We start from the raw sequence: 9,644 nt of genomic DNA, 5'->3' as shown, positions 1-9,644 counted from the left end.
GCCTTGCGACATCGTTGGCGCGAGCCACCTCGAAAGCGCAAATTTCAAGCCATGCCAAAGCTATCTTAGCGCATATGGGGTTTTGGGGGGGTTATAGGCGGACGATGAGTGGCGCGTCTTCCCCTTCTCCCCTTGTTGTGGGAGACGGGAGAGCCGTCACCCCTTCCTCCGCGTCTCGACATCGGTCTTGCCGACATACCAGTCGCGGGCATTGACTTCCTCGAACACCACCCAGACGTCGTCATTGCTAAGCCCGGTAGCGTCCATGATGGCCGCGGTCACCTTCTTGGCGATGTCTGCCTTCTTGCCGGCCGGATCGGCGGCGATCACTTCCTTGACGATGCGGATGTTGACGAATGGCATGATGTTCTCCCTTGGAACCTTCTTACGCCGTCGCGAGACTGCTTTGCCTCAATAGGTCTTGGCCCCATTCACCATCAGCCGCACCATGTAGAGCGAGGTGGTGCCGGCGATGTAGAGACAGTTGAGCTTGTTGCCGCCGAACACGCAGTTGGCGGTCACTTCCGGCACCTTGACCTTGCCGATCAGCGTGCCGTCGGGGTCGTAGCAATGGATGCCGTCGGCCGCACTTGTCCAGATGCGGCCGTCCGAGTCGAGCCGGAACCCATCGAACAGGCCGGCGGTGCAGTCGGCGAACACCTTGCCGCCCGAAACCTTCTTGCCGTGCTTGCCGACATTGAAGACGCGCATATGCGCAGGATTCTTCTCGCCATGCGTGCGGCCGGTGTCGACGACATAGAGCACGCTTTCATCCAACGAGAAGGCGAGCCCGTTCGGCCGCACCATGTCGGTGATGACGGCCTCGACCTCGCCCGTCTCCGGATCGACGCGATAGACATTGCAGGCGCCGATCTCGCTTTCGGCCTTGTCGCCCTCATAGTCGGTGTCGATGCCGTAGCTCGGATCGGTGAACCAGATCGAGCCGTCGGAGCGCACCACCACGTCGTTGGGCGAGTTCAGCCGCTTGCCTTTCCACTTGTCGGCGATGGTGGTGACCGAGCCGTCATGCTCGGTGCGGCTGACGCGGCGGCCGGAATGCTCGCAGTTTACCAGCCGGCCCTGCCGGTCGACGGTGTTGCCGTTGGAATTGCCGGACGGCTGCCGGAACACGCTGACGCTGCCGTCGGTCTCGTCATAACGCAACATGCGGTTGTTCGGGATGTCGGACCAGACTACGTAGCGGCCGGCGGCGAACCAGGCCGGTCCTTCCGCCCACCGGCAGCCGGTGAACAACTTCTCCACCTGTGCGTTGCCATTGAACAGGCGCGCGAAGCGCGGATCGAGAACTTCGTAATAGTCTGCGGCCGCCATCAATTTCCTCCCGGCATCAGGTGACGCGCGGATCAAGCCAGCCCGCAGCCGTTCTGGCAAGACGGGAGGCTGGTAATTTGTAGGACAAGACAGATGAGAAAAACGTGAACCGGTTCGGGTCTTGCGCGCCGTGCTGGGCACATAGTTTGTTAGCCCGCAATTAACCGGCTATGCGCTGAGCGCAATGGTGCATTGCAACATCTTTCTTTTGCGCCGCACCATTCCTATGTCATGCTGGCAATCGTCAGGGAGGAACAACTAAGAAGGAACCCTGTCATGTTCGACAATCTTGTCTCCCGCGCCCGCGCCCGCATGGCTAAGCGCCGTCATTACAACCGCCTCGTCGCCGAAATCGAGAACCTGTCCAGCCGCGATCTCGCCGATCTGCGCGCCGACCGTTCCGAGATGCTCTACCAGATCCACAAGCAGATCTACGGCTGAGCCTTTCGGCCCGGGGGAATTCCCCCTCACCCGGATTGCCAACCGAATTGCGAACAGCAATTCGGGACAATCCGACCTCTCCCGAGGGGCGAGGAGCAGTTAAGCGCGGGCGCCAATTTCTTCTCCCCTCGGGGAAGGTGGCCGCGAAGCGGCCGGATGAGGGGCATCAATCCGGCGCCGCCAGCGCCTTCTCGATCTGCGGCAACAGCAACGCTCTCACGGAGTCGGGCGTCAGCGGCCCGACATGCTTGTAGGCAATCTTGCCGTCCTTGCCGATGACGAAAGTCTCCGGCACGCCATAGACGCCCCAGTCGATCGCCGCGCGCCCGGCTGGATCGACGCCGATCGCCTGATACGGATTGCCGAGATCGCCGAGAAAGCGGCGGGCGTTTTCCGGCTGGTCCTTATAGTTCAGTGCGTCGAGCGTGAAGCGCTTGTCCTGCGACAGTCCTAGAAGCACCGGATGCTCTTCCCGGCACGGTGCGCACCAGGACGCGAACACGTTGACCAGCGTCACCTTGCCGGCAAAGTCCTTTGACTCGAGCCCCGGCAGGTTCGTCCCTTCGAGCGGCGGCAGATTGGTCCGCGGCGCCGGCAGGCCGATCAGCGCAGAGGGGATTTCCGAGGCGTCGCGGCCCGAGAGCAGTTGCGACAGGAACAGCCCCGCCAGCCCCAGGAACACCAAGAGCGGCAGAAGCACGAACAGGCGGCGGCGCGGCGCCGAAGCTTCGGTTTCGAGGCTCATGGCTTGACGGCCTTGTCGGAGCGCCGCCGCACCCCGGCCGCTTCCAGCGCGGCAAGCTCGCGCTTGCGCGCCCGCTGGTCGAGCAGGATCCAGCCGATCAAGCCAGCCAGCACGACGGCCGTGATGGCGTAGGCGGCGGTGACGAACAGGGCGTGTGCGCTCATAGCGACCGCTCCCTGCTCGTAGCCATGTCAACCGTTCCGATCATGTCTTTCCATAACCTTGCACCAGCCGATCCGCAATTTGTCGCGGTGCCGCAGTGAGGCAACGCTTTCATAGTCTCAATCCGTCCCGTGCCGCAGCGCCAGTGCCGCCGCCAAGGGACCGAGCACCGCAAGAAACAGCGTCAGCGCGGCAAGAATGAGGAAAGGCTGCAGGAACGGCGCCGGATCGGCCACCGCGCCATAGCTCGCCGAAACGCCGAAGATCAGCACCGGAATGGTCAGCGGCAGCACCAGCACCGAGATCAGCAATCCGCCGCGCGGCAGCGCCACCGCCACCGCGGCGCCCGCCGCGCCGATGAAGGTGATGGCCGGCGTGCCGACGAGCAATGTGAGCGCCGTGGCGCCGATGCCCAGCGGCTCCATATTCATGAACAGGCCGAGCAGAGGTGCCGCGACCACCAGCGGCAGCACGCTGCCGGTCCAATGCGCCAGGCATTTCGTCAGCACCGTCAGCGCCAGCATGTGGCGGTCGCCGTTGAGCACCAGGAGATCGAGCGAGCCGTCCTCGCGGTCGGCCTGGAACAGGCGGTCGAGCCCGAGCAGGCAGGCAAGCAAAGCGGCGATCCACAGGATTGCCGGGCCGATGCGCGACAGGAGGTTGAGGTCGGGCCCGACGCCGAAGGGAATCGTGACGATGACGGCGAGGAAGAAGATGACGCCGATCAAGGCCCCGCCACCGGCGCGGATGGAGAGGCGGATATCGCGGAGGAAAAGGGCTAGCATGATTTCGGACGCCTGCACCCAGGCCCCCCTCTCTGGCCTGCCGGCCATCTCCCCCTCAAGGGGGTAGATTGGATGTCATCGCCAATCTCCAGCGCGGCAAGGCGCCTGAACTGCTGATCTCCCCCCCTGAGGGGGAGATGCCCGGCAGGGCAGAGGGGGGCGCCGTAGAGTGCCGACATCAAAGAACCTGCCCCATCCTCAACGCCTTCGCCCCTTCCAGCCCCAACGGCAGATGCGTCGCCGCCACCACGATCCCCCCATCCTGCAGATGCCCCCGCATCAGCCTCGCCAACCGCTCCTCCGAGGCCTTGTCCAAGCCGGCAGTCGGCTCGTCGAGCAGCCAGACCGGCCGGCGGCTGACCAGAAGCCTGGCGATCGAGGCCCGCCGCCTCTGTCCGGTCGACAGATAACCGAAGGGCAGATGTCCGAGACCGCCGAGCGCCACCGTCTCCAGCGCCTCTTCCACGTTCAGTCCGGGCTCCCCCTGAAACGCCCGCCAGAAGCCGAGATCCTCCTCGACGCTGAGCGCCGTCTTCATCGCGTTGAGATGGCCGAGATAATGCGAGGCGGAGGCGACCGTCGGGAAAGCCTCGCTGCCACCATCGAGAAGCACCTTTCCCCGGGCGGCCGGCAGCAGCCCGGCGACGACCCTCAGCAGCGTCGATTTGCCCGCGCCGTTCGGCCCGGTGACGATGAGCGCCTCGCCCTTTTCCAGCGCGAAGCCGATGTTGGAAAAGACCGTCTCGCCGCCGCGCTCACCGCCTAGATTTTCGGCGATCAGCCGCATTCTTGCCCGTCCTGAAAGCACCGTTCCGCGGCCGTTTCCGGCTCACGCAAAATCGTCTTTCGACTGTCTAGAACTATTCCGGGAAATTCTCTATATGCGGTTCATCCGTGCCAGCGGTCGGCGCGGGATCAGAACTAGCGCCGAACCAGCGCACGCGCCGCCTTGAACGGCTCGGGTTGCTTGGGAGCGGACAGCGGAAATGGCCGTACCCGCACCTTTGCGCGTGATTGCATGCCAACGGCGTCCGTTCCCTTTCAGGCTGAACAGACAAGGACGGATCGCCGTGACGAAATCCCTCGACAGTTTCAATTGCCGCCGCACCCTGACCGCAGGTGGCGCGGACTATGTTTATTTCGACCTCGCCGAGGCCGAGAAGAACGGCCTCAGCGGCATCGCCCGGCTGCCCTATTCGATGAAGGTGCTGCTGGAGAATCTCCTGCGCAACGAGGACGGCCGCTCGGTCACCAGGGAATCGATCCAGGCGGTCGCCGCCTGGCTGACCGACAAGGGCACCGCCGGTGTCGAGATCGCCTATCGCCCGGCCCGCGTGCTGATGCAGGATTTCACCGGCGTTCCTGCGGTGGTCGATCTGGCTGCCATGCGCGACGGCATCAAGGCGCTCGGCGGTGACCCGGAAAAGATCAATCCGCTCGTGCCTGTCGACCTCGTCATCGACCATTCCGTCATCGTCGACGAGTTCGGCACGCCGATGGCCTTCGCCCGCAATGTCGAGCTCGAATATGAGCGCAACGAAGAGCGCTACAAGTTCCTGAAATGGGGCCAGCAGGCCTTCCGCAACTTCCGCGTCGTGCCGCCCGGCACCGGCATCTGCCACCAGGTCAACCTCGAATATCTCGGCCAAGTCGTGTGGACCAATTCGGAAGACGGCGAGACCGTCGCCTATCCGGACACCTGCGTCGGCACCGATTCGCACACCACCATGATCAACGGCCTCGGCGTGCTCGGCTGGGGCGTCGGCGGCATCGAGGCCGAGGCCGCGATGCTCGGCCAGCCGGTCTCCATGCTTTTGCCCGAGGTCATCGGCTTCCGCCTCACCGGCAGGCTCAAGGAAGGCGTCACCGCCACCGACCTGGTGCTCACCGTCACCCAGATGCTGCGCAAGAAGGGTGTCGTCGGCAAGTTCGTCGAGTTCTTCGGCCCCGGCCTTTCCAACATGACGCTGGCCGACCGGGCCACCATCGGCAACATGGCGCCGGAATATGGCGCCACCTGCGGCTTCTTCCCGGTCGACTCCGAAACCATCCGCTATCTGACCATGTCCGGTCGTGAGCAGAACCGCATTGCGCTGGTCGAAGCCTATTCCAAGGCGCAAGGCATGTGGCGTGATACGGGCTCGGCCGATCCGGTCTTCACCGACCTGCTCGAGCTCGACCTCGGCGACGTCGTACCGTCGATGGCCGGACCGAAGCGCCCAGAGGGCCGCGTCGCCCTGCAGGACATCCCCGCCGGCTTCGCCAAGGCGATGGAGACCGAATACAAGAAGGCCGCCGAGATCTCGAAGCGCTACGCCGTCGAAGGCACCGATTACGATCTTGGCCACGGCGACGTCGTCATCGCCGCCATTACGTCGTGCACCAACACCTCTAACCCGAGCGTGCTGATCGGCGCCGGCCTCTTGGCCCGCAACGCCAACCGGCGCGGCCTGAAGCAGAAGCCATGGGTGAAAACCTCGCTCGCCCCCGGCAGCCAGGTGGTGGCCGAATATCTCGAAAAGTCCGGCCTGCAGAAGGAGCTCGATCAGATCGGCTTCAACCTGGTCGGCTTCGGCTGCACCACCTGCATCGGCAATTCCGGCCCGCTGCCGGCGCCGATCTCGAAGACCATCAACGATAAGGGCCTGATCGCCGCGGCCGTGCTTTCCGGCAACCGCAACTTCGAAGGCCGCGTCTCTCCGGACGTGCAGGCGAACTACCTCGCTTCGCCGCCGCTGGTGGTGGCGCATGCGCTGGCCGGCACGGTGACTAGGGACCTCACCACCGAGCCGCTCGGCGAAGGCAGCGACGGCAAGCCGGTCTATCTCAAGGACATCTGGCCGACCTCGGCCGAGATCCAGGAGTTCATCGAGAAGAACGTCACCCGTGAGCTGTTCGCGCGCAAATATGCCGACGTCTTCAAGGGCGACGCCTACTGGCAGAAGGTCAAGGCGCCGGAAGGCCAGACCTATGCCTGGGACGATCACTCGACCTATGTGCAGAACCCGCCCTATTTCGCCGGCATGGGCCGCGCCTTCGGCAAGGTCGGCGACATCAAGGGCGCGCGCGTGCTCGGCCTCTTCGGCGACAAGATCACCACCGACCACATTTCGCCGGCAGGCTCGATCAAGGCCGCTTCGCCGGCCGGCAAGTATCTCACCGAGCATGGCGTTGGTGTCGCCGACTTCAACCAGTACGGCACGCGCCGCGGCAATCATGAGGTGATGATGCGCGGCACCTTCGCCAACATCCGCATCCGCAACCACATGCTGGGCGAGAACGGCCGCGAAGGCGGCTACACGATCCACTATCCTTCGAAGGAGGAGATGTCGATCTACGACGCCGCGATGGAATACAAGAAGGAGGGCGTGCCGCTGGTGATCTTCGCCGGCGTCGAGTACGGCAACGGCTCCTCGCGCGACTGGGCGGCCAAGGGCACCAATCTCCTTGGTGTCCGCGCGGTCATCGCCCAGTCCTTCGAGCGCATCCACCGCTCCAACCTGGTCGGCATGGGTGTCATCCCCTTCGTCTTTGAAGAGGGCACCTCATGGGCTTCCCTCAATCTCAAGGGCGACGAGCTGGTCGAGATCGACGGGCTGGACACGATCAAGCCGCGTCAGAAGATGGTCGCCAAAATAACCTTCGGCGACGGCACGGTGAAGAACGTGCCGATCATCTGTCGCATCGATACGCTGGATGAGCTCGACTACTTCAAGAACGGCGGCATCTTGCAATACGTGCTGCGCGACTTGGCTGCTTAAGAAGGGAATAAGGCAGTAGGGCAGCAAGGGAGTAGGGAAGGATATTCCTACTGCCCTACTGCCCTACTGCCCTACTGCCCTACTGCCCTACTGCCCTACTGCCCTACTGCCCTACTGCCCTACTGCCCTCGCTTTCCCAAACCTCGCCGTCGCGGCCAGCAGCATTGCCAGCATCAGGCCGTTGAAGACGTGCCAGAGGAAGTGCGTGCCGAGCGGGAAGCTGGCGCAGACCAGCGGGTCGATCATGCGGCAGATGACGGAGACGACGAAGATCGCTGATCCGGTCAGATTGTACCAGCCGGCCCGGTTGCCGGTGGCTGACACCCACGCCCCGAAGAAGGCGAGCGCCAGGAAGGGCGGCAGGTAGCCCGTCGTGCCGTTCGAGGCCTGGCGCAGCCAGTCCGGCACGGCATAGGTGATCAGGCCGGCAACGATATAGAAGGCGGCGAAGACGAGGATCGCCTTGCCCCAGTCCATGCCCAGGAAACGCCGCAGGTTGAACAGTGTATAGGCCAGGGTGAAGCCGGCGATCGGAAAGATGTCGGCCCAGATCGTGCCTTTGCTGGCGAAGGTGTGGAACAAGGTCGAGCCGATGCCGATCGCCACTACCCCAGGCCAGCATTTCGGCGAAAGTACCGGTCTTGTAGCGCCGCACCTGCCACACGCCCCATAGTCCCGCGGCAATGAAAGCCACGTTGGTCAAAGCATTGGCCGGCTCCGCCCAAAGTTCAGGCCCCGTCCGTTCGCAATAGAGATCGACTGGGGTCAGGAGAGTTTGCCACATGGTGAGGATGCTGCCCCCGAATCGAACCGCGCCTTGAAATGCAATCGCCCCTCCTATTGCGCGCTTACCTGCGGCTGCAACAGCAAAAATTTCACCGCAACGTGACTTCCCGTTGACTGGCGCTTCTGCCACATATTTTAGCAATCAGAACAAGGCCGGCGTCACCGGTGGGAATTGGAAAAGTCATGGCATTTCGAGGACGATTGCGGCTTGCGGCAGTAGCGCTGGCCCTTACGGCGTTGGGCGGCGTGGCCCTGGCAGCCGAGCCTGAGAAGGCCGTGACCGGCAAGCTTCAGACCGACAAGCCTTTGGGCGTGGTCGAACTGTTCACCAGCCAGGGCTGCAGTTCCTGTCCGCCGGCCGACGAGTTCTTCGCCGAGCTCGCCGGGAAGGACGACATCATCGCCCTCGCTTACCACGTCAATTACTGGGACTATCTCGGCTGGCAGGACACGCTGAGCAACAAGGAAAACACCGAGCGCCAATATGACTATATGCGCGCCTTCGGCAGCCGCTCGGTCTACACGCCGCAAGCCGTCATCAATGGCCGCAGCCATGTCAACGGCGCCAACCGCAAGGAAGTCGATGGCGCCTTGGCCCGCATGGACAGGACCGGCGAGGGCATGCGGGTAGGCATCAAGGTGAGCCGCACCAGCGACCGCGTCATGATCGACGCGGGCGACGCTGGCAACGGCCCGACCGACGCCCATGTGGTGATCGTCTATTTCGATCCGCCGCAGATGGTGAAGATCGGCCAGGGCGAGAACAGCGGCCGCAGCCTGACCTACTGGAACGCCGTTTCCGACATCCAGACCGCCGGCATGTGGCACGGCAAGGCGCAGCGTTACGAATTGCCGATGACCGAGATCGCCAAGAAGGGCGGCTGCGCGGTGCTGCTGCAGTCGGTCGGCAAGGACGGCATGCCCGGCCCGATCCTCGGCGCCGCCTTTATCCGCAAGCCCGACCGGCTTTAGCTCCCCCACGTCCCTTCTCCCCTTGTGGGGTGAGCAGCCGGTTCGCGAAGCGAATTCATCGTGCCGGTGGCACGATGAAAGGCCGGCGAACGCCGGGACGCTGCGAAGCAGCGGGGACCCGGCCGGGGGTGTCGCCGAAGGCGACGGATGAGGGTGCTCCAGCTCGGCAAAAACGGCTGTACAGGGAGGGGCGCGACGGCAGGCAAGGCCAGCGTCTCACTCCGCTGGAACACCCCTCATCCGTCCCGGCGCTGCGCGCCGATCCACCTTCTTCCACAAGGGGAGAAGGAAAATAAAAAACCGGCGTCAGCTTGCTTCTGACGCCGGTCATTTAGGTTTTGGGATCGTCGCACCTGATTTTCCAAGGAAAACCGAGGTTGGTTCGATCCGACGCTGACCCGTGGGCGGGGGGCTTGGGGTTTACGAGCCGGTGCCGGACCGAACCGTCTCAGGCAACGCCGGTAAATTCGTCGGACATTGGGGCATGAGCGCGGATTATGTGTGGCGAGAATGTGGCGGAGCATCACCAATTCCAACATGTGTTTCGCAAACGTGACTGGACGTTTGGGAAACCGCGCGACCGCCCGCACTTAAGTTGCCGCGGCAATTCCATCGCGCCCTTGCAATTCCGCCATGAAAGCGCGAACCTTGGCCGGCGCA

The 9,644-nt window shown here is 63.7% G+C and carries 9 protein-coding genes and 1 pseudogene; 3 read left to right on the top strand and 7 right to left on the bottom strand.

The window, feature by feature from the left end:
- Positions 1–156: 156 nt before the first annotated feature.
- Together LB553_RS27605 and LB553_RS27600 are read right to left on the bottom strand one after the other, a co-directional pair.
- Positions 157–363: a tautomerase family protein gene (locus LB553_RS27605; RefSeq protein WP_224517964.1), complete on the bottom strand. Its 207-nt coding sequence runs from the start codon at positions 361–363 to the stop codon at positions 157–159.
- A 48-nt stretch (positions 364–411) separates the two neighbouring features.
- A complete protein-coding gene (locus LB553_RS27600) occupies positions 412–1,332 on the bottom strand; it encodes an SMP-30/gluconolactonase/LRE family protein (protein WP_224517963.1) in 921 nt (306 codons plus the stop codon).
- A gap of 276 nt (positions 1,333–1,608) precedes the next feature.
- On the opposite strand from LB553_RS27600, the gene LB553_RS27595 reads away from it, so the two are divergent.
- Positions 1,609–1,773 (top strand): hypothetical protein, encoded by a 165-nt coding sequence (locus LB553_RS27595; RefSeq protein ID WP_224517962.1) that lies wholly within the window; start codon positions 1,609–1,611, stop codon positions 1,771–1,773.
- A 166-nt stretch (positions 1,774–1,939) separates the two neighbouring features.
- On the opposite strand, the gene LB553_RS27590 is transcribed toward LB553_RS27595, so the two are convergent.
- From LB553_RS27590 to ccmA, 4 genes are all read right to left on the bottom strand, one after another.
- Positions 1,940–2,518, bottom strand: coding sequence for a DsbE family thiol:disulfide interchange protein (locus LB553_RS27590; protein WP_224517961.1), 579 nt, complete (start codon positions 2,516–2,518; stop codon positions 1,940–1,942).
- The gene (gene ccmD, locus LB553_RS27585; RefSeq protein ID WP_040996332.1) at positions 2,515–2,682 is read right to left on the bottom strand and encodes a heme exporter protein CcmD; all 168 of its coding nucleotides are present in this window, start codon (positions 2,680–2,682) and stop codon (positions 2,515–2,517) included. Before ccmD ends, LB553_RS27590 begins: the two co-directional genes overlap by 4 nt.
- Positions 2,683–2,799: 117 nt before the next feature.
- Positions 2,800–3,465, bottom strand: a complete 666-nt coding sequence (ccmB, locus tag LB553_RS27580) for a heme exporter protein CcmB (protein ID WP_140726388.1) — start codon at positions 3,463–3,465, stop codon at positions 2,800–2,802.
- Positions 3,466–3,643: 178 nt separating this feature from the next.
- A complete protein-coding gene (gene ccmA / locus LB553_RS27575) occupies positions 3,644–4,252 on the bottom strand; it encodes a heme ABC exporter ATP-binding protein CcmA (RefSeq protein ID WP_224517960.1) in 609 nt (202 codons plus the stop codon).
- Positions 4,253–4,535: 283 nt separating this feature from the next.
- Here ccmA and acnA point away from each other — a divergent pair, with 283 nt between their 5' ends.
- Positions 4,536–7,226, top strand: coding sequence for an aconitate hydratase AcnA (gene acnA, locus LB553_RS27570; protein ID WP_224517959.1), 2,691 nt, complete (start codon positions 4,536–4,538; stop codon positions 7,224–7,226).
- A gap of 111 nt (positions 7,227–7,337) precedes the next feature.
- Here acnA and LB553_RS27565 read toward each other — a convergent pair.
- Positions 7,338–8,010: pseudogene (locus LB553_RS27565) on the bottom strand (ceramidase domain-containing protein).
- A gap of 185 nt (positions 8,011–8,195) precedes the next feature.
- On the opposite strand from LB553_RS27565, the gene LB553_RS27560 reads away from it, so the two are divergent.
- Positions 8,196–8,984, top strand: coding sequence for a DUF1223 domain-containing protein (locus tag LB553_RS27560; RefSeq protein WP_224517958.1), 789 nt, complete (start codon positions 8,196–8,198; stop codon positions 8,982–8,984).
- The last annotated feature ends 660 nt before the right edge of the window (positions 8,985–9,644 follow it).

It is taken from the genome of Mesorhizobium sp. CA8, assembly GCF_020164955.1.
GTDB lineage: Bacteria > Pseudomonadota > Alphaproteobacteria > Rhizobiales > Rhizobiaceae > Mesorhizobium.
This window is presented reverse-complemented; position numbering and strand designations above follow the sequence as displayed.